The organism is Serratia sp. DD3 (assembly GCF_000496755.2).
In genome coordinates, this window is the sequence record NZ_AYKS02000067.1 from 103,287 (window position 1) to 124,152 (window position 20,866).

The 20,866-nt window shown below is 48.9% G+C and carries 36 protein-coding genes; 31 read left to right on the forward strand and 5 right to left on the reverse strand.

The window, feature by feature from the left end; translation table 11 throughout:
• The first annotated feature begins 26 nt into the window (after positions 1 to 26).
• The 29 genes from rplC (at position 27) to IO95_RS12220 (ending at position 14,212) form a co-directional block, all read left to right on the forward strand.
• Entirely contained in the window at positions 27 to 656 is a 630-nt protein-coding gene (gene rplC / locus IO95_RS12085) for a 50S ribosomal protein L3 (protein ID WP_023489866.1), read from the forward strand.
• Between the two features lie 10 nt (positions 657 to 666).
• Positions 667 to 1,272 carry a 50S ribosomal protein L4 gene (gene rplD, locus IO95_RS12090; RefSeq protein WP_023489867.1) on the forward strand — a complete coding sequence of 202 codons (606 nt, stop codon included), beginning with the start codon at positions 667 to 669 and terminating at the stop codon, positions 1,270 to 1,272.
• A complete protein-coding gene (rplW, locus tag IO95_RS12095; RefSeq protein WP_023489868.1) occupies positions 1,269 to 1,571 on the forward strand; it encodes a 50S ribosomal protein L23 in 303 nt (100 codons plus the stop codon). The genes rplD and rplW overlap by 4 nt, the downstream gene beginning before the upstream one ends.
• Positions 1,572 to 1,589: 18 nt before the next feature.
• Positions 1,590 to 2,414 (forward strand): 50S ribosomal protein L2, encoded by an 825-nt coding sequence (gene rplB, locus IO95_RS12100; RefSeq protein WP_023489869.1) that lies wholly within the window; start codon positions 1,590 to 1,592, stop codon positions 2,412 to 2,414.
• A 14-nt stretch (positions 2,415 to 2,428) separates the two neighbouring features.
• Positions 2,429 to 2,707, forward strand: coding sequence for a 30S ribosomal protein S19 (rpsS, locus tag IO95_RS12105; protein ID WP_004929772.1), 279 nt, complete (start codon positions 2,429 to 2,431; stop codon positions 2,705 to 2,707).
• Positions 2,708 to 2,721: 14 nt separating this feature from the next.
• Positions 2,722 to 3,054 (forward strand): 50S ribosomal protein L22, encoded by a 333-nt coding sequence (rplV, locus tag IO95_RS12110; protein WP_023489870.1) that lies wholly within the window; start codon positions 2,722 to 2,724, stop codon positions 3,052 to 3,054.
• Between the two features lie 17 nt (positions 3,055 to 3,071).
• On the forward strand, positions 3,072 to 3,770 hold the full coding sequence (rpsC, locus tag IO95_RS12115; protein WP_004956187.1) for a 30S ribosomal protein S3: 699 nt from the start codon (positions 3,072 to 3,074) through the stop codon (positions 3,768 to 3,770).
• Between the two features lie 13 nt (positions 3,771 to 3,783).
• The gene (rplP, locus tag IO95_RS12120) at positions 3,784 to 4,194 is read left to right on the forward strand and encodes a 50S ribosomal protein L16 (RefSeq protein ID WP_023489871.1); all 411 of its coding nucleotides are present in this window, start codon (positions 3,784 to 3,786) and stop codon (positions 4,192 to 4,194) included.
• A complete protein-coding gene (rpmC, locus tag IO95_RS12125; protein ID WP_002218942.1) occupies positions 4,194 to 4,385 on the forward strand; it encodes a 50S ribosomal protein L29 in 192 nt (63 codons plus the stop codon). Before rplP ends, rpmC begins: the two co-directional genes overlap by 1 nt.
• Entirely contained in the window at positions 4,386 to 4,640 is a 255-nt protein-coding gene (gene rpsQ / locus IO95_RS12130) for a 30S ribosomal protein S17 (RefSeq protein WP_023489872.1), read from the forward strand. It abuts the gene before it with no gap.
• 166 nt (positions 4,641 to 4,806) lie between these two features.
• Positions 4,807 to 5,178, forward strand: a complete 372-nt coding sequence (gene rplN / locus IO95_RS12135) for a 50S ribosomal protein L14 (RefSeq protein WP_000613954.1) — start codon at positions 4,807 to 4,809, stop codon at positions 5,176 to 5,178.
• A gap of 10 nt (positions 5,179 to 5,188) precedes the next feature.
• On the forward strand, positions 5,189 to 5,503 hold the full coding sequence (rplX, locus tag IO95_RS12140; protein ID WP_023489873.1) for a 50S ribosomal protein L24: 315 nt from the start codon (positions 5,189 to 5,191) through the stop codon (positions 5,501 to 5,503).
• A 14-nt stretch (positions 5,504 to 5,517) separates the two neighbouring features.
• Positions 5,518 to 6,057, forward strand: coding sequence for a 50S ribosomal protein L5 (gene rplE, locus IO95_RS12145; protein WP_023489874.1), 540 nt, complete (start codon positions 5,518 to 5,520; stop codon positions 6,055 to 6,057).
• A 14-nt stretch (positions 6,058 to 6,071) separates the two neighbouring features.
• Positions 6,072 to 6,377, forward strand: a complete 306-nt coding sequence (gene rpsN / locus IO95_RS12150; RefSeq protein WP_023489875.1) for a 30S ribosomal protein S14 — start codon at positions 6,072 to 6,074, stop codon at positions 6,375 to 6,377.
• A gap of 30 nt (positions 6,378 to 6,407) precedes the next feature.
• Positions 6,408 to 6,800 carry a 30S ribosomal protein S8 gene (gene rpsH, locus IO95_RS12155; protein WP_023489876.1) on the forward strand — a complete coding sequence of 131 codons (393 nt, stop codon included), beginning with the start codon at positions 6,408 to 6,410 and terminating at the stop codon, positions 6,798 to 6,800.
• Positions 6,801 to 6,814: 14 nt separating this feature from the next.
• A complete protein-coding gene (gene rplF / locus IO95_RS12160) occupies positions 6,815 to 7,348 on the forward strand; it encodes a 50S ribosomal protein L6 (protein WP_023489877.1) in 534 nt (177 codons plus the stop codon).
• 9 nt (positions 7,349 to 7,357) lie between these two features.
• Positions 7,358 to 7,711 (forward strand): 50S ribosomal protein L18, encoded by a 354-nt coding sequence (gene rplR, locus IO95_RS12165; RefSeq protein WP_023489878.1) that lies wholly within the window; start codon positions 7,358 to 7,360, stop codon positions 7,709 to 7,711.
• Positions 7,712 to 7,725: 14 nt separating this feature from the next.
• Positions 7,726 to 8,226: a 30S ribosomal protein S5 gene (rpsE, locus tag IO95_RS12170; protein WP_023489879.1), complete on the forward strand. Its 501-nt coding sequence runs from the start codon at positions 7,726 to 7,728 to the stop codon at positions 8,224 to 8,226.
• A 6-nt stretch (positions 8,227 to 8,232) separates the two neighbouring features.
• Positions 8,233 to 8,412 carry a 50S ribosomal protein L30 gene (gene rpmD, locus IO95_RS12175; RefSeq protein WP_004956161.1) on the forward strand — a complete coding sequence of 60 codons (180 nt, stop codon included), beginning with the start codon at positions 8,233 to 8,235 and terminating at the stop codon, positions 8,410 to 8,412.
• A gap of 3 nt (positions 8,413 to 8,415) precedes the next feature.
• Positions 8,416 to 8,850 carry a 50S ribosomal protein L15 gene (rplO, locus tag IO95_RS12180; protein ID WP_023489880.1) on the forward strand — a complete coding sequence of 145 codons (435 nt, stop codon included), beginning with the start codon at positions 8,416 to 8,418 and terminating at the stop codon, positions 8,848 to 8,850.
• 8 nt (positions 8,851 to 8,858) lie between these two features.
• Entirely contained in the window at positions 8,859 to 10,190 is a 1,332-nt protein-coding gene (gene secY, locus IO95_RS12185; protein ID WP_023489881.1) for a preprotein translocase subunit SecY, read from the forward strand.
• Positions 10,191 to 10,223: 33 nt separating this feature from the next.
• Positions 10,224 to 10,340 (forward strand): 50S ribosomal protein L36, encoded by a 117-nt coding sequence (rpmJ, locus tag IO95_RS24105; protein WP_002227352.1) that lies wholly within the window; start codon positions 10,224 to 10,226, stop codon positions 10,338 to 10,340.
• A gap of 146 nt (positions 10,341 to 10,486) precedes the next feature.
• Positions 10,487 to 10,843, forward strand: a complete 357-nt coding sequence (gene rpsM / locus IO95_RS12190; protein ID WP_012147213.1) for a 30S ribosomal protein S13 — start codon at positions 10,487 to 10,489, stop codon at positions 10,841 to 10,843.
• A gap of 16 nt (positions 10,844 to 10,859) precedes the next feature.
• A complete protein-coding gene (gene rpsK, locus IO95_RS12195) occupies positions 10,860 to 11,249 on the forward strand; it encodes a 30S ribosomal protein S11 (protein WP_004929731.1) in 390 nt (129 codons plus the stop codon).
• Positions 11,250 to 11,282: 33 nt separating this feature from the next.
• Complete coding sequence (rpsD, locus tag IO95_RS12200) at positions 11,283 to 11,903, forward strand: 30S ribosomal protein S4 (protein WP_023491837.1); 621 nt, start codon at positions 11,283 to 11,285, stop codon at positions 11,901 to 11,903.
• Between the two features lie 26 nt (positions 11,904 to 11,929).
• Positions 11,930 to 12,919, forward strand: a complete 990-nt coding sequence (gene rpoA / locus IO95_RS12205; RefSeq protein WP_023491836.1) for a DNA-directed RNA polymerase subunit alpha — start codon at positions 11,930 to 11,932, stop codon at positions 12,917 to 12,919.
• Positions 12,920 to 12,959: 40 nt separating this feature from the next.
• Positions 12,960 to 13,349, forward strand: coding sequence for a 50S ribosomal protein L17 (gene rplQ, locus IO95_RS12210; protein WP_023491834.1), 390 nt, complete (start codon positions 12,960 to 12,962; stop codon positions 13,347 to 13,349).
• A 175-nt stretch (positions 13,350 to 13,524) separates the two neighbouring features.
• Complete coding sequence (gene zntR, locus IO95_RS12215) at positions 13,525 to 13,956, forward strand: Zn(2+)-responsive transcriptional regulator (RefSeq protein WP_023491833.1); 432 nt, start codon at positions 13,525 to 13,527, stop codon at positions 13,954 to 13,956.
• Between the two features lie 49 nt (positions 13,957 to 14,005).
• Positions 14,006 to 14,212: an alternative ribosome-rescue factor A gene (locus IO95_RS12220; RefSeq protein ID WP_037385532.1), complete on the forward strand. Its 207-nt coding sequence runs from the start codon at positions 14,006 to 14,008 to the stop codon at positions 14,210 to 14,212.
• Positions 14,213 to 14,234: 22 nt separating this feature from the next.
• Here the strand turns inward: IO95_RS12220 and mscL are convergent, their stop codons facing one another.
• From mscL to def, 5 genes are all read right to left on the reverse strand, one after another.
• Entirely contained in the window at positions 14,235 to 14,645 is a 411-nt protein-coding gene (mscL, locus tag IO95_RS12225) for a large-conductance mechanosensitive channel protein MscL (protein WP_023491763.1), read from the reverse strand.
• Between the two features lie 126 nt (positions 14,646 to 14,771).
• Positions 14,772 to 16,148, reverse strand: a complete 1,377-nt coding sequence (gene trkA / locus IO95_RS12230) for a Trk system potassium transporter TrkA (protein WP_023491762.1) — start codon at positions 16,146 to 16,148, stop codon at positions 14,772 to 14,774.
• 69 nt (positions 16,149 to 16,217) lie between these two features.
• Positions 16,218 to 17,507 (reverse strand): 16S rRNA (cytosine(967)-C(5))-methyltransferase RsmB, encoded by a 1,290-nt coding sequence (gene rsmB / locus IO95_RS12235; protein WP_023491761.1) that lies wholly within the window; start codon positions 17,505 to 17,507, stop codon positions 16,218 to 16,220.
• A 186-nt stretch (positions 17,508 to 17,693) separates the two neighbouring features.
• Positions 17,694 to 18,647, reverse strand: a complete 954-nt coding sequence (fmt, locus tag IO95_RS12240; RefSeq protein ID WP_023491759.1) for a methionyl-tRNA formyltransferase — start codon at positions 18,645 to 18,647, stop codon at positions 17,694 to 17,696.
• Positions 18,648 to 18,664: 17 nt separating this feature from the next.
• Entirely contained in the window at positions 18,665 to 19,171 is a 507-nt protein-coding gene (def, locus tag IO95_RS12245) for a peptide deformylase (protein ID WP_023491757.1), read from the reverse strand.
• A gap of 132 nt (positions 19,172 to 19,303) precedes the next feature.
• Between def and dprA the strand changes: the two genes are divergently transcribed.
• Together dprA and smg are read left to right on the forward strand one after the other, a co-directional pair.
• The gene (gene dprA, locus IO95_RS12250) at positions 19,304 to 20,419 is read left to right on the forward strand and encodes a DNA-protecting protein DprA (RefSeq protein ID WP_023491755.1); all 1,116 of its coding nucleotides are present in this window, start codon (positions 19,304 to 19,306) and stop codon (positions 20,417 to 20,419) included.
• A complete protein-coding gene (smg, locus tag IO95_RS12255; protein WP_037385535.1) occupies positions 20,391 to 20,864 on the forward strand; it encodes a DUF494 family protein Smg in 474 nt (157 codons plus the stop codon). Before dprA ends, smg begins: the two co-directional genes overlap by 29 nt.
• The last annotated feature ends 2 nt before the right edge of the window (positions 20,865 to 20,866 follow it).

Sequence of the window (20,866 nt, forward strand, 5' to 3'; positions counted from 1 at the left end):
CATTGAGCGATTGAGAGGTTGAAACAATGATTGGTTTAGTCGGTAAAAAATTGGGCATGACCCGCATCTTCACTGAAGATGGCGTTTCTATCCCAGTAACCGTAATTGAAATTGAAGCGAACCGCGTGACTCAGGTTAAAGACCTGGCGAGCGACGGCTACCGTGCCATCCAAGTCACTACTGGTAGCAAAAAAGCTAACCGTGTGACCAAACCGGAAGCGGGCCATTTCGCTAAAGCTGGCGTTGAAGCTGGCCGTGGTCTGTGGGAATTCCGCCTTGCAGAAGGTGAAGAATTCGCTGCAGGTCAAGATATCAGCGTAGAAATTTTTGCTGATGTCAAAAAAGTCGATGTTACCGGGACTTCAAAAGGTAAAGGTTTTGCTGGCACTGTAAAGCGCTGGAACTTCCGTACCCAAGACGCTACCCACGGTAACTCCTTGTCTCACCGTGTTCCGGGTTCTATCGGTCAGAACCAGACTCCGGGCAAAGTGTTCAAAGGCAAGAAAATGGCTGGCCACCTGGGTGATGAGCGTGTGACTGTTCAAAGCCTGGACGTAGTACGTGTTGACGCTGAGCGTAACCTGCTGCTGGTTAAAGGTGCTGTTCCGGGCGCAACCGGTGGCAACCTGATCGTTAAACCAGCTGTGAAGGCGTAAGGGGATAGCAATGGAATTAGCATTGAAAGACGCGCAAAGCGCGCTGACTGTTTCCGAAACTACCTTCGGTCGTGATTTCAACGAAGCGCTGGTACACCAGGTTGTTGTTGCTTATGCAGCAGGTGCCCGTCAAGGTACTCGTGCTCAGAAGACCCGTGCTGAAGTGACTGGTTCCGGTAAAAAACCGTGGCGCCAGAAAGGTACTGGCCGTGCGCGTTCAGGTTCTGTCAAGAGCCCGATCTGGCGTTCCGGTGGTGTGACCTTCGCTGCAAAGCCACAAGACCACAGTCAGAAAGTAAACAAGAAGATGTACCGCGGCGCGCTGAGAAGCATCCTGTCCGAATTGGTACGTCAAGATCGTCTGATCGTTGTCGAGAAGTTCTCTGTAGAAGCACCTAAAACCAAGTTGCTGGCACAGAAACTGAAAGATATGGCGCTGGAAGATGTGCTGATCGTAACCGGTGAACTGGATGAGAATCTGTTCCTGGCTGCTCGTAACCTGTATAAGGTTGACGTGCGCGATGTAGCAGGTATCGACCCAGTTAGCCTGATCGCCTTCGACAAAGTGGTTATGACTGCTGATGCTGTGAAGCAAGTTGAGGAGATGCTGGCATGATCCGTGAAGAACGTTTGCTGAAAGTGCTGCGTGCACCGCACGTATCTGAAAAAGCATCCACTGCGATGGAGAAAAACAACACCATCGTTCTCAAAGTTGCCAAAGACGCGACCAAAGCAGAAATCAAAGCTGCAGTGCAGAAACTGTTTGAAGTCGAAGTCGAAGACGTAAACACCTTGCTGGTTAAAGGCAAAGTGAAGCGTCACGGTCAGCGTGTTGGTCGTCGTAGCGACTGGAAAAAAGCTTACGTCACCCTGAAAGAAGGCCAGAATCTGGACTTCATGGGCGGCGCAGAGTAAGTCGGAGGAGTAAGAACAATGGCAATTGTTAAATGTAAACCTACATCTCCGGGCCGTCGCCACGTCGTCAAAGTGGTTAACCCTGAGTTGCATAAAGGTAAGCCTTTTGCCCCGCTGTTAGAAAAAAGCAGCAAGACCGGTGGTCGTAACAATAATGGTCGCATCACTACGCGTCATATCGGTGGTGGCCATAAGCAGCATTATCGTTTAGTTGACTTTAAGCGCAACAAAGACGGTATTCCTGCAGTCGTTGAGCGTCTGGAGTACGATCCGAACCGTTCCGCGAATATCGCGCTGGTTCTGTACCAAGATGGTGAGCGTCGTTACATCCTGGCACCGAAAGGGCTGAAAGCTGGTGACCAGATTCAATCTGGCGTTGATGTGGCAATCAAAGCAGGTAACACTCTGCCGATGCGTAACATCCCAGTAGGTTCAACGGTTCATAACGTAGAAATGAAACCCGGTAAAGGCGGCCAACTGGCTCGTTCCGCGGGTGCCTATGTTCAGATCGTTGCACGTGATGGTTCCTACGTGACTCTGCGTCTGCGTTCAGGCGAAATGCGTAAAGTTCCAGTTGATTGCCGCGCCACCTTGGGTGAAGTCGGTAACGCTGAACATATGCTGCGCGTCCTGGGTAAAGCAGGTGCTGCTCGTTGGCGTGGTATTCGTCCTACCGTTCGCGGTACGGCGATGAACCCAGTCGATCACCCACACGGTGGTGGTGAAGGTCGTAACTTTGGTAAGCACCCGGTCACACCGTGGGGCGTTCAGACCAAAGGTAAGAAGACCCGTAGCAACAAGCGTACTGACAAGTTCATCGTACGTCGCCGTAGTAAAAAATAATTAGAGGATAAGCCATGCCACGTTCTCTCAAGAAAGGTCCTTTTATTGACCTGCACTTGCTGAAGAAGGTAGAGAAAGCGGTGGAAAGCGGTGACAAGAAGCCTTTGCGCACTTGGTCCCGTCGTTCAACGATCTTTCCTAACATGATCGGTTTGACCATCGCTGTCCATAATGGTCGTCAGCACGTACCAGTATTTGTTTCCGATGAAATGGTCGGTCACAAACTGGGTGAATTCGCGCCGACTCGTACTTATCGCGGCCATGCGGCTGATAAAAAAGCCAAAAAGCGCTAAGGTAGGAGGAAGAGATGGAAACTATCGCTAAACATCGCCACGCTCGTTCTTCTGCTCAGAAGGTTCGCCTGGTGGCAGACCTGATTCGCGGTAAGAAAGTGTCGCAAGCTCTGGATACACTGACCTACACCAACAAGAAAGCGGCTGTATTGGTTAAGAAAGTGCTAGAGTCTGCTATTGCTAACGCAGAGCACAACGATGGCGCCGACATTGATGATCTGAAAGTCACGAAAATCTTCGTTGATGAAGGCCCAAGCATGAAGCGTATTATGCCGCGTGCAAAAGGTCGTGCAGATCGCATCCTGAAGCGCACCAGCCACATTACTGTGGTTGTGTCCGATCGCTGAGACTCTGGAGATTAGCAATGGGTCAGAAAGTACATCCTAATGGTATTCGCCTGGGTATTGTCAAACCTTGGAACTCTACCTGGTATGCGAATACCAAAGAATTCGCTGACAACCTGGACAGCGACTTTAAAGTTCGCCAATTCCTGACTAAAGAATTGGCGAAAGCTTCCGTTTCTCGCATCGTTATCGAGCGTCCTGCGAAGAGCATCCGTGTGACTATTCACACTGCTCGTCCAGGCATCGTTATCGGCAAGAAAGGTGAAGATGTCGAAAAACTGCGTAAGGTCGTAGCGGATATCGCTGGCGTTCCTGCGCAAATCAATATCGCCGAAGTCCGTAAACCGGAACTGGACGCAAAATTGGTTGCTGACAGCATCACTTCACAGCTGGAACGTCGTGTTATGTTCCGTCGTGCAATGAAGCGTGCTGTACAAAACGCCATGCGTCTTGGCGCTAAAGGTATCAAAGTTGAAGTAAGCGGCCGCCTTGGCGGTGCTGAAATCGCGCGTACTGAATGGTACCGTGAAGGTCGTGTTCCGTTGCATACCCTGCGTGCGGATATCGATTACAACACCTCTGAAGCGCACACCACTTATGGTGTAATCGGCGTTAAGGTATGGATCTTCAAAGGTGAGATCCTGGGTGGTATGGCTGCAGTTGAACAACCTGAACCGGCTGCTCAACCTAAAAAGCAGCAGCGTAAAGGCCGCAAGTAAGGAGAGTCGCTGAATGTTACAACCAAAGCGTACAAAATTCCGTAAGATGCACAAGGGCCGCAACCGTGGTCTGGCACAAGGTACGGATGTTAGCTTCGGCACTTTCGGTCTGAAAGCTGTTGGCCGTGGCCGTCTGACTGCTCGTCAAATCGAAGCAGCTCGTCGTGCAATGACTCGTGCAGTTAAGCGTCAAGGCAAGATCTGGATCCGTGTATTCCCGGACAAACCGATCACCGAGAAGCCGCTTGAAGTGCGTATGGGTAAAGGTAAGGGTAACGTGGAGTATTGGGTTGCCCTGATCCAGCCTGGTAAAGTCCTGTACGAGATGGACGGTGTACCGGAAGAAATTGCCCGTGAAGCATTCAAGCTGGCAGCAGCGAAACTGCCTATCAAAACCACCTTTGTAACTAAGACGGTGATGTAATGAAAGCACAAGAGCTGCGTGAAAAGAGTGTTGAAGAGTTAAACACTGAGCTGCTCAACCTGCTGCGTGAGCAATTTAACTTGCGCATGCAGGCGGCGAGTGGCCAACTGCAACAAACTCACCTGTTGAAACAAGTGCGTCGTAATGTCGCACGTGTGAAGACTTTATTGACTGAAAAGGCGGGTGCGTAAATGACTGATATTATCCGTACTCTGCAAGGTCGTGTTGTTAGTGATAAAATGGAGAAATCCATCGTTGTTGCTATCGAGCGTACGGTGAAGCACCCAATCTACGGGAAATTCATCAAGCGTACGACTAAGCTACACGTACATGACGAGAACAACGAGTGTGGTATCGGTGACGTGGTTGAAATCCGCGAATGCCGCCCACTGTCCAAGACTAAGTCATGGACGTTGGTTCGCGTTGTAGAGAAAGCGATTCTGTAATAGAGTAGCTGGCTCTAACTGAATAAACGGCTCGGAAAATGGGCCGTTTATTTTTTCTACCCAACTTTTGGAAGCGGTGTTATAATGCTGCGCCCTCAGGTATGGGGCTTTTAAACGACCTGTTAATAGGTCCTAAAGTTGTAGTTGACATTAGCGGAGCACTAACATGATCCAAGAACAGACTATGCTGAACGTGGCCGACAACTCCGGTGCACGTCGCGTAATGTGTATCAAGGTTCTAGGTGGCTCGCACCGTCGCTACGCAGGCGTCGGCGACATCATCAAAATTACCATCAAGGAAGCAATTCCTCGCGGTAAGGTGAAGAAAGGCGATGTGCTGAAAGCGGTAGTGGTGCGCACCAAGAAGGGTGTACGTCGCCCGGACGGTTCTGTCATTCGCTTCGATGGTAATGCATGCGTTATTTTAAACAATAACAGTGAGCAACCCATCGGTACGCGTATTTTTGGGCCGGTAACTCGTGAACTGCGTAATGAGAAGTTCATGAAAATTATCTCTCTGGCACCAGAAGTACTCTAAGGAGCGAACCATGGCAGCGAAAATCCGTCGCGATGACGAAGTTGTCGTGCTTACCGGCAAAGATAAAGGTAAGCGCGGGAAAGTAAAAAATGTCCTGTCTGCTAGTAAGGTCATTGTTGAAGGTATCAACCTGGTTAAGAAACATCAGAAGCCTGTACCGGCTCTGAACCAACCAGGTGGCATTGTAGAAAAAGAAGCAGCTATTCAAATTTCTAACATTGCACTGTTCAACGCGGCTACTGGCAAGGCTGACCGTGTAGGCTTTAGATTCGAAGACGGCAAAAAAGTCCGTTTCTTCAAATCAAACAGCGAAACTATCAAGTAATTTGGAGTATGACGATGGCGAAACTGCATGATTTCTATAAAGACGAGGTAGTCAAACAACTGATGACTCAGTTTGATTACAACTCTGTCATGCAAGTCCCTCGGGTCGAGAAGATCACCCTGAATATGGGTGTTGGTGAAGCGATCGCTGACAAGAAACTGCTGGATAATGCAGCAGCTGACTTGACAGCAATCTCCGGTCAAAAGCCGTTGATCACCAAAGCACGCAAATCTGTTGCAGGCTTCAAAATCCGCCAGGGCTATCCGATCGGCTGTAAAGTAACTCTGCGTGGCGAACGCATGTGGGAGTTCTTTGAGCGTCTGATTTCCATTGCTGTTCCACGTATCCGTGACTTCCGTGGTTTATCCGCTAAGTCATTCGATGGTCGTGGTAACTACAGCATGGGTGTGCGTGAGCAAATCATCTTCCCAGAAATCGACTATGACAAAGTCGACCGCGTTCGTGGTTTGGATATTACCATTACCACTACTGCGAAATCTGATGATGAAGGCCGCGCGCTGTTGGCTGCTTTTAACTTCCCTTTCCGCAAGTAAGGCAGAGTTGACTTATGGCAAAGCAATCAATGAAAGCACGCGAAGTAGTTCGCGTAAAACTGGCTGATAAATACCGCGCTAAACGTGCGGAATTGAAAGCTATTATTTCTAGTGTGAACTCATCCGATGAAGATCGTTGGGATGCTGTTCTCAAGCTGCAGACTCTGCCGCGTGATTCAAGCCCGTCTCGTCAGCGCAAACGCTGCCGCCAAACTGGCCGTCCACATGGTTATGTGGGCAAATTCGGGTTGAGCCGTATCAAGTTGCGTGAAGCCGCTATGCGCGGTGAAGTACCAGGCTTGAAAAAGGCTAGCTGGTAATTACCAATTGAATCACGGGAGTAAAGACAGATGAGCATGCAAGATCCGATCGCGGATATGCTGACCCGTATCCGTAACGGTCAAGCCGCGAACAAAGTTGCGGTCACCATGCCTTCCTCCAAGCTGAAAGTGGCGATTGCCAACGTGCTGAAGGAAGAAGGTTTTATTGAAGATTTTAAAGTCGAAGGTGATGCCAAGCCTGTTCTGGAACTGGTACTTAAGTACTTCCAGGGTAAGGCAGTGGTAGAGAGCATTCAACGTATCAGCCGTCCAGGTCTGCGCATCTATAAGAAAAAAGATGAGCTGCCAAAAGTTATGGCCGGTTTGGGTATCGCTGTTGTTTCTACCTCTAAAGGTGTTATGACCGATCGTGCAGCTCGCCAAGCTGGTCTTGGTGGCGAGATTATCTGCTACGTAGCTTAATTCGGGAGGAAAGAATGTCTCGTGTTGCAAAAGCACCCGTCGTCATTCCTGCCGGCGTAGAGGTAAAACTCAACGGTCAGGTTATTTCGATAAAGGGTAAGAACGGCGAGCTGACTCGTACAGTCCATGACGCTGTTATCGTTAAGCAAGAAGCTAACGCACTGACTTTCGCTCCGCGCGAAGGTTTTGCCGATGCATGGGCCCAAGCGGGTACCACGCGCGCTCTGTTGAACGCAATGGTTATCGGTGTTACCGAAGGCTTCACCAAGAAGCTTCAATTGGTAGGTGTTGGTTATCGTGCTGCTGTTAAAGGCAATGTGGTGAATTTAGCCTTAGGCTTCTCTCACCCGGTCGATCATCAGCTGCCAGCAGGTATTACTGCTGAATGCCCAAGCCAAACTGAAATCGTGCTGAAAGGCGCTGATAAGCAGATTATTGGCCAGGTTGCTGCAGATCTGCGTGCCTACCGCCGTCCTGAGCCCTATAAAGGCAAGGGTGTCCGTTACGCCGACGAAGTCGTGCGTACCAAAGAGGCTAAGAAGAAGTAAGGTAACACTATGGATAAGAAATCTGCTCGTATCCGTCGTGCGACCCGCGCACGCCGTAAGCTCAAAGAACTGGGTGCAACCCGCCTGGTGGTACATCGTACCCCGCGTCATATTTACGCACAGGTTATTGCTCCCAATGGTTCTGAAGTACTGGTAGCTGCTTCTACAGTAGAAAAAGTTATCACTGAGCAAGTAAAATATTCCGGAAATAAAGACGCCGCAGCGGCTGTAGGTAAAGCTATTGCTGAGCGCGCGTTGGAAAAAGGCATTGCGAAAGTATCCTTTGACCGTTCCGGTTTCCAATATCATGGTCGAGTCCAGGCACTGGCAGATGCTGCCCGTGAAGCTGGCCTTCAGTTCTAAGGAAGAGGTTTAAGATGGCTCACATCGAAAAACAAGCTGGCGAACTGCAGGAAAAGCTGATCGCGGTAAACCGCGTATCTAAAACCGTAAAAGGTGGCCGTATTTTCAGCTTTACCGCACTGACAGTTGTTGGTGATGGTAACGGTCGCGTTGGTTTTGGCTACGGCAAAGCACGCGAAGTTCCAGCAGCGATCCAGAAAGCGATGGAAAAAGCCCGTCGCAACATGATGAACGTCGCGCTTAACAGCGGCACCCTGCAGCACCCTGTTAAAGGTGCTCACACAGGGTCTCGTGTGTTTATGCAGCCAGCTCACGAAGGTACCGGTATCATCGCGGGTGGTGCAATGCGCGCTGTTCTCGAAGTTGCTGGGGTGCACAACGTATTGGCTAAAGCTTATGGTTCCACTAACCCGATTAACGTGGTTCGTGCAACTATCGATGCTTTGGAAAGTATGAAGTCTCCTGAAATGGTCGCTGCCAAGCGTGGTAAATCCGTTGCAGACATTCTGGGGTAATTGACCATGGCTAAGACTATCAAAGTTACACAAGTTCGCAGCTCCATTGGCCGTCTGCCGAAGCATAAAGCTACATTGCTCGGCCTGGGTCTGCGTCGTATTGGTCACACCGTAGAGCGCGAGGATACTCCTGCTGTTCGTGGTATGATCAATCTGGTTTCCTACATGGTTAAGGTTGAGGAGTAACAGATGCGTTTAAATACTCTGTCTCCGGCTGAAGGTGCCAAGCATGCGCCGAAGCGTGTAGGTCGTGGTATTGGTTCTGGCCTGGGTAAAACCGGCGGCCGTGGTCACAAAGGTCAGAAGTCTCGTTCTGGCGGTGGCGTACGTCGCGGTTTCGAAGGTGGTCAGATGCCTTTATATCGTCGTTTGCCGAAGTTTGGCTTCACCTCTCGCAAAGCTATGATCACGGCAGAAGTTCGTCTGTCTGAACTGGCTCTGATTGAAGGCGACGTAATCGACCTGAACGCGCTGAAAGCCGCTAACGTTGTTGGTATCCAGATCGAATTCGCGAAAGTTATGCTTTCAGGCGAAATCGCTCGTCCGGTTACCCTGCGTGGTTTGCGTGTTACCAAAGGCGCTCGTGCTGCTATCGAAGCTGCTGGCGGCAAAATTGAGGAATAAGTGAGCTAATGGCCAAGCAACCAGGATTAGATTTTCAAAGTGCTAAAGGTGGGATCGGTGAGCTCAAGCGCAGACTTTTGTTTGTTATCGGCGCACTGATTGTCTTCCGTATCGGCTCTTTCATCCCGATTCCTGGTATCGATGCCACTGTGCTTGCCAAATTGCTTGAGCAGCAAAGAGGTACCATCATTGAAATGTTTAACATGTTCTCTGGTGGTGCTCTCAGCCGTGCTTCTATTTTTGCTCTGGGCATCATGCCGTATATCTCGGCATCGATTATTATCCAGCTGTTAACGGTGGTTCACCCAACGTTGGCAGAAATCAAAAAGGAAGGGGAAGCTGGTCGTCGCAAGATTAGCCAGTATACCCGTTACGGTACGCTGGTATTGGCCATATTCCAGTCGATCGGTATTGCTACTGGTTTGCCGAATATGCCTGGGATGCAAGGCCTGGTGATAAACCCAGGTTTTGCGTTCTACTTTACTGCGGTTGTGAGCCTGGTGACCGGGACAATGTTCCTGATGTGGCTAGGTGAGCAGATAACTGAACGTGGTATCGGTAACGGTATCTCGATCATTATCTTCGCGGGTATTGTAGCGGGTCTTCCACCAGCAGTTGGCCATACTATTGAGCAAGCTCGGCAAGGTGATCTGCACTTCCTCCTGTTGCTGTTGGTTGCAGTGTTAGTGTTTGCAGTAACCTTCTTCGTTGTTTTCATGGAGCGCGGTCAACGTCGTATCGTTGTTAACTACGCGAAGCGTCAACAAGGTCGTCGTGTTTACGCAGCACAGAGTACACATTTACCACTGAAAGTGAATATGGCTGGGGTTATTCCTGCTATCTTCGCTTCCAGTATTATTCTGTTCCCAGCCACGATTGCATCATGGTTTGGGGGCGGCACAGGTTGGAACTGGCTGACAACGATTTCGTTCTATTTGCAGCCTGGACAACCGCTTTATGTGTTACTCTATGCGTCTGCAATCATCTTCTTCTGTTTCTTCTATACGGCGTTGGTCTTCAACCCAAGAGAAACAGCAGATAACCTGAAGAAGTCCGGTGCCTTCGTACCAGGAATTCGTCCGGGAGAGCAAACGGCTAAGTATATTGATAAGGTAATGACGCGCTTAACGTTAATTGGCGCAATGTACATTACTTTTATCTGCCTGATCCCGGAGTTCATGCGTGATGCAATGAAAGTACCATTCTACTTTGGTGGTACCTCGTTACTGATTGTTGTTGTCGTCATCATGGACTTTATGGCTCAAGTGCAAACTCTGATGATGTCAAGTCAGTATGAGTCTGCATTAAAGAAAGCAAACCTGAAAGGCTATGGCCGCTAGTCAGGTGCGTTTGAGAAGTTACGGAGAGTAAAAATGAAAGTTCGTGCTTCCGTCAAGAAATTATGTCGTAACTGCAAAATCGTTAAGCGTAACGGTGTCGTTCGTGTAATTTGTAGTGCCGAGCCGAAGCATAAACAGCGTCAAGGCTGATTATCTCGCATATTTTTCTTGCAAAGTTGGGTTGAGCTGGCTAGATTAGCCAGCCAATCTTTTGTATGTAGCTGCAACATTATTTGAGTATCCTGAAAACGGGCTTTTCAGAATGGTGTTGCCGTAAAAATAAATAGGAGTGCATAGTGGCCCGTATAGCAGGCATTAACATTCCTGATCATAAACATACCGTTATCGCCTTAACGTCGATTTTCGGAATTGGTAAAACTCGTTCACAGTCTATCTGTGCATCTACGGGTATTGCCGAACATGTTAAGATCAGTGAGCTGTCTGAAGAGCAAATTGAACAACTGCGTGAAGCGGTTGCAAAATTCACTGTTGAAGGTGATTTGCGTCGTGAAGTTACCCTGAGCATCAAGCGTCTGATGGATCTTGGTACATACCGTGGTTTACGCCATCGTCGTGGTCTGCCAGTACGCGGTCAGCGTACCAAGACTAACGCACGTACCCGTAAGGGTCCGCGTAAACCGATCAAGAAATAATCGGGGTGATTGAATAATGGCAAAGGCACCTGTTCGTACACGTAAACGTGTAAGAAAACAAGTCTCTGACGGCGTGGCTCATATCCATGCTTCTTTCAACAACACCATTGTGACTATTACCGATCGTCAGGGTAATGCTTTGGGTTGGGCAACTGCCGGTGGTTCCGGTTTCCGTGGTTCACGTAAGTCAACGCCGTTTGCAGCTCAGGTTGCAGCAGAACGTTGTGCTGACGCAGTAAAAGAATACGGTATCAAGAACCTGGAAGTTATGGTTAAAGGACCTGGTCCTGGTCGTGAGTCTACTATCCGCGCTCTTAACGCGGCTGGTTTCCGCATCACTAATATTACTGATGTGACTCCGATCCCTCATAACGGTTGTCGTCCGCCGAAAAAGCGTCGCGTATAACGCCCCTGCTTTTCGGATTGTTGGAGAAAGAAAATGGCAAGATATTTGGGTCCTAAGCTCAAGCTTAGCCGCCGCGAGGGCACAGACCTGTTCCTGAAGTCTGGCGTTCGCGCGATCGATTCAAAGTGCAAACTTGAGCAACCACCAGGTCAACATGGTGCGCGTAAACCGCGTCTATCAGACTATGGTGTGCAGTTACGTGAGAAACAAAAAGTTCGCCGTATGTATGGTGTTTTGGAACGTCAGTTCCGGAACTATTACAAAACAGCAACTCGCCTGAAAGGTAATACCGGTGAAAACCTGTTGACCCTTCTGGAAGGTCGTTTGGACAACGTAGTTTACCGTATGGGCTTTGGCGCTACCCGTGCAGAAGCACGCCAACTGGTTAGCCACAAGGCGGTTATGGTAAATGGTCGCGTTGTTAACATCGCTTCTTATCAGGTATCTCCGAATGACGTAGTCAGCATCCGCGAGAAAGCTAAAAAGCAGTCTCGTGTTAAGGCTTCTCTGGAGCTGGCTGAGCAGCGTGAAAAGCCAACTTGGCTGGAAGTTGATGCTGCGAAGATGGAAGGTGTGTTCAAACGTATTCCTGAACGTACTGATCTCTCCGCCGACATTAACGAACACCTGATCGTCGAGCTTTACTCCAAGTAAGGCTTGAGTTTCAAAGAGAGGACACAATGCAGGGTTCTGTGACAGAGTTTCTAAAACCGCGCCTGGTAGATATCGAGCAAATCAGTTCGACGCACGCCAAGGTGACCCTTGAGCCTTTAGAGCGTGGCTTTGGCCATACTCTTGGCAATGCACTGCGCCGTATTCTGCTTTCATCTATGCCGGGTTGCGCGGTGACCGAGGTTGAGATTGATGGTGTACTGCATGAGTACAGCACCAAAGAAGGCGTACAGGAAGATATCCTGGAGATCTTGCTCAACCTGAAAGGGCTGGCGGTGAGAGTTCAAGGCAAAGATGAAGTTATTCTTACCCTGAATAAGTCTGGCATTGGCCCTGTGACCGCTGCCGACATCACCCATGATGGTGATGTTGAAATCGTCAAGCCGCAGTACATTATTTGCCACCTGACTGATGAGAATGCTGCTATCAGTATGCGTATCAAAGTTCGGCGTGGTCATGGTTATGTACCGGCTTCTGCCCGAATTCATTCGGAAGAAGATGAGCGCCCAATTGGCCGTCTGTTGGTTGACGCTTGCTATAGCCCTGTAGAGCGTATTGCCTACAATGTTGAAGCAGCGCGTGTAGAACAGCGTACCGATCTGGACAAGCTGGTAATCGAGATGGAAACCAATGGCACGATCGATCCTGAAGAGGCGATCCGCCGTGCGGCTACTATTTTGGCTGAACAACTGGAAGCTTTCGTTGACTTGCGTGATGTACGTCAGCCGGAAGTGAAGGAAGAGAAGCCAGAGTTCGATCCAATCCTGCTGCGCCCTGTTGACGATCTGGAATTGACTGTCCGCTCTGCTAACTGCCTCAAGGCAGAAGCTATCCACTACATCGGTGATCTGGTACAGCGTACCGAGGTTGAGCTATTGAAAACGCCTAACCTGGGTAAAAAATCTCTTACTGAGATTAAAGACGTGCTAGCCTCCCGTGGTTTGTCTCTGGGCATGCGCCTAGAAAACTGGCCACCGGCAAGCATTGCTGACGAGTAACCGGATCACAGGTTAAGGTTTTACTGAGAAGGATAAGGTCATGCGCCATCGTAAGAGTGGTCGTCAACTGAACCGTAACAGCAGCCATCGCCAGGCTATGTTCCGTAATATGGCCGGCTCTTTGGTTCGTCATGAAATCATCAAGACGACCCTGCCAAAAGCGAAAGAGCTGCGTCGCGTTGTTGAGCCGCTGATTACTCTTGCCAAGACCGACAGCGTAGCTAATCGTCGTCTGGCATTCGCCCGTACTCGTGATAACGAGATCGTGGCAAAACTGTTTAATGAGATAGGCCCGCGTTTCGCGAGCCGTGCAGGCGGTTATACCCGCATTCTGAAGTGTGGCTTCCGCGCAGGTGACAACGCGCCGATGGCATACATCGAGCTGGTTGATCGTGCTGAGTCTCAAGCAGAAGTGGCAACTGCAGAGTAATATCTGTCAGAGCGTAAAAAAACCGGGCTTGCCCGGTTTTTTTACGTCTGCGATTTGGCTAATGTTATTTCCCAAATCCTGTATGATTAATATTCATCCTGATATGAATACAGATTTTTGTATAGGCTGTATCAACAGGCGATTAATGGAAAATAGACTTCCGAGGTGGGTTGTGATGTTCAAAATCGGTCAATTGGCTAAACTTGCCGATGTCACACCTGATACGGTACGCTATTATGAAAAACAAGGCATGATGGAGCATAATGAGCGTACAGAAGGGGGATATCGGCTGTATAGTACTCAGGATTTACAGCGCTTGCGTTTTATTCGTTATGCCAAACAATTAGGCTTTACGCTAGGAACGATAGCGGAGCTGTTATCGATCCGTGTCGATCCTGAGCATCATACCTGCAAAGAGTCTAAATCTATTGTTGATGCACGCTTGCAAGAGGTCGAGGACAAATTGACAGAATTAACGCGAATGCGTGACTCACTTAAACGACTCAGTGATGCTTGCTGTGGCAGTGCTCATAGTAGCAATTATTGTTCTATTTTGGAGGCACTGGAACATGGAGCACGTGAAGACAAATTAAGTCCTGCGATTTGAATATTTTTTATAGTAGCCAATTTATCGTTACAAACCATTGGAGAATATTATGACTAAATATCGGCATACCAAAGGCCAGATACAGGACAATGCTATTGTGGCATTGCTACATGACCCTCTTTTTCGTCAGCGGGTTGAAAAAAATAGTAAAGGAAAAGGGAGTTATCGGCGTAAAGCTAAACATGCTAAAGGTGAGTGCCGGGAGACCAGTGGTAAGTTGTTCTTAGACGATTTACCACTGGTTTTCTGGTTCTAAGCCAATCCACATTGCAAGATAACTATTGTTTGGATTGTTGCTTGAGCAGGTCACGAATTTCTGTCAACAGAGTCTCTTCTGCCGTTGGTGCTGGCGGGGCTGTTTGCTTTTCATCTTCTTTGCTGCGTAATTTGTTCATTAGTTTGATGATCATAAAGATAGCAAAAGCGACAATGATGAAATCAAAAATATTCTGTAGAAAAGCACCATAGTTCATCACCACAGCAGGGATGTTTCCCTCGGCCTCACGCAACACCAAGTGGAACTGTTTAAAATCAACCCCTCCGATCAATAAACCCAATGGTGGCATAACGATATCAGCAACCAGTGAAGAGACGACCCGACCAAACGCGGCACCAATAATCACACCAACGGCTAAATCGACGACATTGCCACGCATGGCAAACTCGCGGAACTCCTTTAACATGCCCATCTGAGTACCCCCTAGTAAGTTAATAAACTAAGTATATACCCATCGTCATAAGCTGCTGGCTTATCGGTATTCCCCGATGGTCATATTGCCTTTAAGAAATTGGCCATCAGGACTGGCGTCATTGGTTTACAGGAAGAACGGGCTTGGCTGAAACAGGCGCTCTACGTCAGGCACAAACTTTTTATCGGTGATAAACATAATGACGTGATCACCTTGCTGAATTCTATTATTGCTGTTGGCAATAATGACATCATCACCGCGTACGATGGCACCAATCGTGGTTCCCGGTGGCAATTTAATATCTTCTACCATGCGGCCAACCACCTTGGAGGTATTCTCATCGCCATGTGCGATAGCTTCGATAGCCTCGGCAACCCCGCGATGTAATAATGATACGCTGATGATGTCGGCTTTACGGACATGCCCTAACAGAGCGGAGATGGTCGCTTGCTGCGGTGAAATTGCGATATCAATGTCACTGCCCTGCATTAAATCGACATAGGCTCGGCGCTGGATCAATACCATGACCTTTTTGGCCCCCATGCGTTTGGCTAGCATGGCAGACATGATATTGGCTTCATCATCGTTGGTGATGGCAATAAAGACATCCATCTGCTCAACATGTTCTTCAATCAGTAGTTCCTGATCGGAAGCGTCACCATAAAACACAATAGTGTCGTGTAGTTGCTCCGCCAGATCGGCTGCACGCTGTTGGTTGCGCTCAATTAGTTTTACGCTATAGGTTTTCTCCAACCGTTGTGCTAACCCTGCACCTACGTTGCCACCACCCACGATCATAATGCGTTTGTAAGGCTTTTCGAGCCGTTGTAGTTCGCTCATTACCGCGCGGATATTCTGTGTGGCGGTAACGAAGAAGACTTCATCGCCGGCTTCAATAACCGTAGAGTCTTGGGGACGTATGGGTCTGTCTTGACGAAAGATGGCTGCGACACGCGTATCAATATGTGGCATATGTTCACGCATTGAAGAGAGAGCATTACCGACCAGTGGGCCACCATAATACGCTTTTACTGCGGCGATACTGACCTTACCCTCGGCAAAATTGACCACTTGTAAGGCGCCGGGGAATTCGATCAATTTATAGATATAATCAATCACCAGTTGCTCTGGTGAAATTAGGTGATCAATGGGCACCGCTTCTGGTTGGAATAACTTTTCGGATTCACGAATATAGTCTGGTGAGCGGATGCGTGCGATACGTTTTGGGGTATTAAACAGCGAATAGGCAATCTGGCAGGCAACCATATTGGTTTCATCAGAATTAGTGACCGCAACCAGCATGTCAGCATCCTCCGCTCCTGCTTCGCGTAACACTCGCGGATGAGAACCGTGCCCTTGGACAACACGTAAGTCAAATTTGTCCTGCAATTGGCGCAGACGACCTCCATCGCTATCAACCACTGTGATATCGTTATTTTCGCCAACCAGATTTTCTGCCAGTGTTCCACCGACCTGACCTGCACCAAGAATAATTATTTTCATCGAATTCTCTACTCGATTTGCAACGGCCGTAGCCGATAGTGAGAAGACTCGGAAGCCTTCTCTAGACAATTATATTTTAATCAACTTAGCGTAAAAGAAACCATCACCATCTTCAGGATGGGGAAGATTCTGCTGACCAGGTGATTGAACATCACCAGTATCAACCAACTTGGCATCGCTATGGCATTGCAGGAATGCCGCAATCTGTTCACAGTTTTCTGGTGGCAGAATAGAGCAGGTCGCATAAACCAGGGTTCCCCCTGATTTGAGGTGCGGCCAGATGGCGTTAAGAATTTCGCTTTGTAATGTGGTCAACTCTGCGATATCACTATCACGGCGTAACCATTTGATATCTGGATGGCGACGTATGACGCCAGTGGCAGAACAAGGGGCGTCTAACAGAATACGGTCAAACTGTTGACTACCGCACCATTGTTGCGGCATTCGGCCATCCCCTTGCCTAACTTCGGCATTTTGGCGCAGACGCTGTAGGTTTTCTTTTACCCGGCTTAAGCGTTGTTCATCAATATCGACCGCCATAACATGAGCTTTAGGGGCAGCTTCCAGAATATGCGTGGTTTTGCCACCGGGAGCGGCACAAAGGTCGAGAATATGTTCGCCATCCTGTGGGTCAAGCAGATCAATACATCCTTGAGCAGAAGCATCTTGCACGGTCACCCAGCCCTCGGTAAAACCCGGTAAATCCGTAACTGAACAAGGTGTCGGTAACCGTATTGCATCGTGATACGTTTTATGTGGAATAGCGGCAATACCAGCTTGTTGCATCAACTGCAGATAATCTTCGCGCTTATGATGCAGGCGGTTTACGCGTAGCCACATGGGGGGTTTTTGATTATTGGCATCAATAATCTGTTGCCACTGTGTTGGATAGGCTTGCTGGATACGTTTTAGCAACCAACTTGGGTGCAGATAACGGCTGTCATTGTTGGCAGCGCGGGCTAACAACGCTTCCTGTTGGCGTTGAAACTGACGTAGTACACCGTTAATCAGGCCTTTCAACTGGGGGCGTTTCAACGCGACAGCCCCTTCAACGGTTTCCGCCAACACGGCATGGGGTGGAATACGGGTATATAACAGCTGATAAATACCCACCATCAGTAAATAGTGCAATATCCGTTGTTTGCCAAGCAGCGGTTTTGCCATCAGTTGCTGAATGCACCATTCGAGTTGTGGCAACATGCGCAATGTTCCAAAACAGAACTCCTGTAGCAACGCACGATCTTTGTCAGCAATATTCTTTTGCAATTCAGGCAGAACAGTACTGAGTGATTGCCCTTGGTCCAGAACCTGGCCGATGGCTTTGGCGGCAATGCTTCGGAGATTGTAATTGTTTTTCATAGGCTGAAGCTGATAATGGTCGGCATTAGGAAAGAAACAGCTCGACGTGGTCGCCGAGCAATGGGAGTACTTATATACTCGTCATACTTCAAGTTGCATGTGTGTTGGCTTTCCTCGCTCACCCCAGTCACTTACCAGTGTAAGCTCCTGGGGATTCTCTGCGTTGCCGCCTTCCTGCAACTCGAATTATTTAGTGTATAGTAGTTTACCTGGTGTAAACCATTCACGGCGCGAATTCAGTAAATCCTGTGCTGACATTGGTTTTTTACCAGCGGGTTGTAACTGCGTCAGGTTCAAAATACCTTCTGCGGTGGCCACCTGAATACCTTGCTTGTCGGCACACACGATAGTGCCTGGCTCCACGTTGGTTGTTTCCGCTAACACGTTGGCTTGCCAGACTTTTACCGGCTGATCTTCGATAATGAAATAGCTGACCGGCCAGGGGTTGAATGCGCGAATGCAGCGTTCCAGTTGTACGGCAGACAGATGCCAATCGAGACGGGCCTCTTCTTTACTCAGCTTTTCAGCATAGGTGGCTAACGCATTATCTTGCACTTCGCGCTTTACTGTACCAGCAACCAATTGTTGTAAGGTAGTGAGCAGTCCTTGTGGGCCTAGCATGGCGAGTTTGTCATACAAGGTAGCACTGGTATCGGTGGCTTCGATCGGACAATGGATTTTGTGCATGATATCGCCAGTATCAAGACCGACATCCATCTGCATGATTGTTATGCCGGTTTCTTTGTCACCAGCCCATAATGCGCGTTGGATCGGAGCCGCCCCCCGCCAATAGGGAAGCAGAGAGCCATGGACATTGATGCACCCCAGACGTGGCATTTCCAGCACGGCTTTGGGCAGGATCAGACCATAGGCAACCACAACCATAACGTCTGCATCAAGAGAAGCAACCAGATGCTGATTTTCTTGCGGACGCAGCGAGTTAGGCTGAAAAACAGGGATTTGGTGTTGTTCAGCCAGTATCTTGACCGGGCTAGGTGTCAGCTTATTTCCCCGTCCTGCGGGGCGGTCGGGTTGAGTGAATACACCGACAATCTGATGCTCAGACGACAACAGCGCATCAAGATGACGCGCTGCAAAGTCTGGGGTACCGGCAAAAATAACTTTTAAAGAATCAGACACGTTGGTTTCCTGATCGGCTAGCGAGCATTAAGCTTGGCCATTTTTTCCAGTTTCTGACGGATCCGTTGGCGTTTCAAGGGCGAAAGGTAATCGACAAAGAGCTTGCCAACCAGATGATCCATTTCGTGTTGGATACAGATAGCCAACAGATCATCGGCCTCTAGCGTAAAAGGTCGCCCTTCACGGTCAAGTGCCCGGACTGTAATTTTCTCCGCACGTGGCACCAAGGCACGATGTTCAGGAACGGAAAGACAGCCTTCTTCAATACCGGTTTCACCACTTTTTTCCAGCAACTCCGGGTTGATCAACACCAGCGGTTGATCGTGGTTCTCAGAAACGTCAATGACAATAATACGTTGATGAATATCCACTTGTGTCGCAGCCAGGCCAATGCCTTCTTCTGCGCACATGGTTTCAAACATATCATCCACGATACGTTGGATGTCTGCATTGACTTCTTTTACTGGGGCTGCAACTTTGCGCAGCCGCTCATCTGGGAAATGTAATACCTGCAAGACTGACATATATCTTTAGATCTGTATCCGAGTGATAACGAGAGATTAGTTTCCATTCTAGACATTTCCTGACCTGATTGACAGCATCCTGAACCAATTGCATGAATTGGTAATGCTTCAATTTGAGTAAGGAAATGCCTGATGCAGCCAGAAGAGATTGGTTTACGCATGTATGCAGTGACGGGGATCAGTGCGCCACTGGCTAGCCATATGATAAATCAGTTGGTCGCTGAAGGGGGGGATCCTTACCCATTGCTAAGGGCATTGGGGCTGAATGAAAAACAGCGCAAACAGTTCCAGCATGCCCAATATCTTGATAGCACACTTAAATGGCTGGAAGTGCCGGGAAATCAGATGTTGCGCTATGGTGAGGCCGACTTTCCTGAGTCTCTGGTACATATCGATAATGCACCGCTATTATTGTTAGTGAAGGGGAATCTTACTGCGTTGCAATTACCGCAGGTTGCCATGGTGGGTAGTCGGCAATTCAGCCATTATGGTGAACATTGGGGGGCTTATTTTGCTTCTGGCTTGGTGCAGGGAGGGTTTGCGGTCACCAGCGGGTTAGCGATAGGCATTGATGGTATCTGCCATCGTGCAGCGTTGGCAGCACAAGGGGTAACTGTTGCTGTGTTGGGGAGCGGCTTGGAAAATATCTACCCGCGCCGCCACCACCGCTTGGCCGAACAAATCATTGAACAAGGCGGGGCGGTGATTTCCGAGTATCTGGTGACGGATTTACCGTTGCCTGCTCATTTCCCGCGTCGCAATCGAATTATCAGTGGGTTGAGTATGGGGGTCGTGGTTATCGAGGCTTCATTGCGTAGCGGATCGCTGATTACAGCCCGTTATGCTCTGGAGCAAGGGCGCGAGGTATTTGCTCTGCCGGGGGCGCTAGGTAATCCAATGAGTGAGGGAACACATTGCTTGATCCAGCAAGGAGCAAGTTTGGTGACCAGTCCGAAGGATATAATAGAACAGCTTCGCAGTGGTCTGCATTGGTTGCCTTTAAGAGAAAATACAACTATTTCTTTATTAGCAGCACAAGTTGAATTGCCATTTGCTGATGTGTTGGCTAACGTAGGAGATGAGGTAACACCTGTTGACGTCGTCGCTGCACGTGCCGGCCAACCTGTGCCAGAGGTGGTAGTCAAGTTACTCGATCTGGAGTTAGCAGGGTGGATCGCAGCTGTACCCGGCGGTTATGTCCGAATAAGGAGGGCTGACCATGTTCGACGTACTCATGTATTTGTTTGAAACTTATATACACAATGAGCCTGAGATGCAGGTTGATCAGGATACCTTGACGAATGATCTTGCCGAGGCAGGATTTGACCGGAATGATATCTATAATGCGTTGAATTGGTTGGAGAAACTTGCAGACCTCCAGGAAGGAGAGAATGCACCTTATTTTATGGGTGCGGATCCACTTGCGATGCGGATCTACACTGAAGAAGAAGGGGGGCGTTTAGATGCCAGTTGCCGCGGTTTTCTCCTATTTTTGGAACAAATACAGGTATTGAACCTCGAAACCCGTGAAATGGTTATCGATCGTGTTATGGCCTTGGATAATACGGAGTTCGATCTCGAAGATCTGAAATGGGTCGTGCTGATGGTGTTGTTTAATATCCCCGGGTATGAAAGCGCTTATCAGCAGATGGAAGAGCTGTTGTTTGAAGTCAACGAAGGTTACCTGCACTGAGC

Bases quoted from the DNA above. Each gene is read 5' to 3' on its own strand.
- rplC (WP_023489866.1), top strand. From the start codon at position 27: ATGATTGGTTTAGTCGGTAAAAAATTGGGCATGACCCGCATCTTCACT.
- rplD (WP_023489867.1), top strand. From the start codon at position 667: ATGGAATTAGCATTGAAAGACGCGCAAAGCGCGCTGACTGTTTCCGAA.
- rplW (WP_023489868.1), top strand. From the start codon at position 1,269: ATGATCCGTGAAGAACGTTTGCTGAAAGTGCTGCGTGCACCGCACGTA.
- rplB (WP_023489869.1), top strand. From the start codon at position 1,590: ATGGCAATTGTTAAATGTAAACCTACATCTCCGGGCCGTCGCCACGTC.
- rpsS (WP_004929772.1), top strand. From the start codon at position 2,429: ATGCCACGTTCTCTCAAGAAAGGTCCTTTTATTGACCTGCACTTGCTG.
- rplV (WP_023489870.1), top strand. From the start codon at position 2,722: ATGGAAACTATCGCTAAACATCGCCACGCTCGTTCTTCTGCTCAGAAG.
- rpsC (WP_004956187.1), top strand. From the start codon at position 3,072: ATGGGTCAGAAAGTACATCCTAATGGTATTCGCCTGGGTATTGTCAAA.
- rplP (WP_023489871.1), top strand. From the start codon at position 3,784: ATGTTACAACCAAAGCGTACAAAATTCCGTAAGATGCACAAGGGCCGC.
- rpmC (WP_002218942.1), top strand. From the start codon at position 4,194: ATGAAAGCACAAGAGCTGCGTGAAAAGAGTGTTGAAGAGTTAAACACT.
- rpsQ (WP_023489872.1), top strand. From the start codon at position 4,386: ATGACTGATATTATCCGTACTCTGCAAGGTCGTGTTGTTAGTGATAAA.
- rplN (WP_000613954.1), top strand. From the start codon at position 4,807: ATGATCCAAGAACAGACTATGCTGAACGTGGCCGACAACTCCGGTGCA.
- rplX (WP_023489873.1), top strand. From the start codon at position 5,189: ATGGCAGCGAAAATCCGTCGCGATGACGAAGTTGTCGTGCTTACCGGC.
- rplE (WP_023489874.1), top strand. From the start codon at position 5,518: ATGGCGAAACTGCATGATTTCTATAAAGACGAGGTAGTCAAACAACTG.
- rpsN (WP_023489875.1), top strand. From the start codon at position 6,072: ATGGCAAAGCAATCAATGAAAGCACGCGAAGTAGTTCGCGTAAAACTG.
- rpsH (WP_023489876.1), top strand. From the start codon at position 6,408: ATGAGCATGCAAGATCCGATCGCGGATATGCTGACCCGTATCCGTAAC.
- rplF (WP_023489877.1), top strand. From the start codon at position 6,815: ATGTCTCGTGTTGCAAAAGCACCCGTCGTCATTCCTGCCGGCGTAGAG.
- rplR (WP_023489878.1), top strand. From the start codon at position 7,358: ATGGATAAGAAATCTGCTCGTATCCGTCGTGCGACCCGCGCACGCCGT.
- rpsE (WP_023489879.1), top strand. From the start codon at position 7,726: ATGGCTCACATCGAAAAACAAGCTGGCGAACTGCAGGAAAAGCTGATC.
- rpmD (WP_004956161.1), top strand. From the start codon at position 8,233: ATGGCTAAGACTATCAAAGTTACACAAGTTCGCAGCTCCATTGGCCGT.
- rplO (WP_023489880.1), top strand. From the start codon at position 8,416: ATGCGTTTAAATACTCTGTCTCCGGCTGAAGGTGCCAAGCATGCGCCG.
- secY (WP_023489881.1), top strand. From the start codon at position 8,859: ATGGCCAAGCAACCAGGATTAGATTTTCAAAGTGCTAAAGGTGGGATC.
- rpmJ (WP_002227352.1), top strand. From the start codon at position 10,224: ATGAAAGTTCGTGCTTCCGTCAAGAAATTATGTCGTAACTGCAAAATC.
- rpsK (WP_004929731.1), top strand. From the start codon at position 10,860: ATGGCAAAGGCACCTGTTCGTACACGTAAACGTGTAAGAAAACAAGTC.
- rpsD (WP_023491837.1), top strand. From the start codon at position 11,283: ATGGCAAGATATTTGGGTCCTAAGCTCAAGCTTAGCCGCCGCGAGGGC.
- rpoA (WP_023491836.1), top strand. From the start codon at position 11,930: ATGCAGGGTTCTGTGACAGAGTTTCTAAAACCGCGCCTGGTAGATATC.
- rplQ (WP_023491834.1), top strand. From the start codon at position 12,960: ATGCGCCATCGTAAGAGTGGTCGTCAACTGAACCGTAACAGCAGCCAT.
- zntR (WP_023491833.1), top strand. From the start codon at position 13,525: ATGTTCAAAATCGGTCAATTGGCTAAACTTGCCGATGTCACACCTGAT.
- IO95_RS12220 (WP_037385532.1), top strand. From the start codon at position 14,006: ATGACTAAATATCGGCATACCAAAGGCCAGATACAGGACAATGCTATT.
- mscL (WP_023491763.1), bottom strand. From the start codon at position 14,645: ATGGGCATGTTAAAGGAGTTCCGCGAGTTTGCCATGCGTGGCAATGTC.
- trkA (WP_023491762.1), bottom strand. From the start codon at position 16,148: ATGAAAATAATTATTCTTGGTGCAGGTCAGGTCGGTGGAACACTGGCA.
- rsmB (WP_023491761.1), bottom strand. From the start codon at position 17,507: ATGAAAAACAATTACAATCTCCGAAGCATTGCCGCCAAAGCCATCGGC.
- def (WP_023491757.1), bottom strand. From the start codon at position 19,171: ATGTCAGTCTTGCAGGTATTACATTTCCCAGATGAGCGGCTGCGCAAA.
- dprA (WP_023491755.1), top strand. From the start codon at position 19,304: ATGCAGCCAGAAGAGATTGGTTTACGCATGTATGCAGTGACGGGGATC.
- smg (WP_037385535.1), top strand. From the start codon at position 20,391: ATGTTCGACGTACTCATGTATTTGTTTGAAACTTATATACACAATGAG.